This is a genomic window from Pontibacter sp. HJ8 (genome assembly GCF_054824225.1).
The window spans coordinates 1-925 of the sequence record NZ_JSYF01000418.1; the positions used below are offsets into that span (position 1 = coordinate 1).

General features: G+C 54.2%; 2 protein-coding genes. Both read left to right on the top strand.

Features of this window, described 5'->3' with window-relative positions; all coding sequences use genetic code 11:
- A partial coding sequence (locus OB13_RS16830) for a GNAT family N-acetyltransferase (RefSeq protein ID WP_461491343.1) occupies positions 1-235 on the top strand: 235 nt, incomplete at its 5' end.
- Between the two features lie 49 nt (positions 236-284).
- Positions 285-890 carry a histidine phosphatase family protein gene (locus tag OB13_RS16835; protein WP_461491344.1) on the top strand — a complete coding sequence of 202 codons (606 nt, stop codon included), beginning with the start codon at positions 285-287 and terminating at the stop codon, positions 888-890.
- The last annotated feature ends 35 nt before the right edge of the window (positions 891-925 follow it).

Consider the following 925-nt stretch of genomic DNA (forward strand, 5'->3'; position numbering starts at 1 on the left):
TGCCTTTGAGGTGCTGCAATATGAGCGGGTCGAGCTGAAGGCGGATGCACTGAACCTGAGATCCCGCAAAGCGATGCTTAAAATAGGCGCTACAGAAGAAGGCGTACTGCGCAGCCATACCCTGATGCACGATGGGCGCAGGCGCGACACCATCTATTATAGTATACTACGCCCGGAGTGGGATGCAATCCGCCACACAGTTTTCGCTGGATTGCAATTCCGGCACAGCACCTGATCTTTCTTTTAGGGTGCCTGCGTATACGGTAGCAAATTGCAAAGCCATCATGCTGAAAGAAGAACCGCTCAAGTCACCTGACACCCGTAAGATTTTCCTCATCCGGCATGCGCGACCCGTCGTTTCCAGAAAAGGATTTTTCAGCGCAGCCGATGCCCGCACCTATATCACGGCCTACGACGCCGCAGCGGTAGAGGAGTTTGTGCTGGAGCATGAATCAATCCCCTACAAGGAAGTAAAACGTGTCTACTGCAGCACCCTGGTACGTTCCCAACTTACCGCCAAAGCCATTTTCGGGGAGGAAGTGGAACTGCTTGTCCGGCATGAGTTCCGGGAATTTGAGCGCAAGATCTTTTCGTTGCCGCGCGTGAAGCTACCCATCCGCTTCTGGCTGCTGAGTGCCCGCGTCCTGTGGATGCTGGGGTTCAACAGCAGAGGCATCGAAACGTTCAACGAAGCCAAAGCACGTGCCCGCCAGTGCGGTGATCTGCTCATTGAGGAGGCAGCGGAACACCAGACGGCCATCCTGGTAGCTCATGGGCTGTTGAACAACTTCATCCGCTGGCACCTGCAGGAGATGGGCTGGAAGTCCACCCTTCACGAGGGGAGCGGCTTTCTGGGAGTGAGTGTGCTGGAGAAAGAAGTAATTCGATGACCTGTATATTAATTCTGTAGTAGAGGAAAAGACAG

Coding starts and splice junctions, on each gene's coding strand:
- OB13_RS16835 (WP_461491344.1), top strand. CDS start 285: ATGCTGAAAGAAGAACCGCTCAAGTCACCTGACACCCGTAAGATTTTC.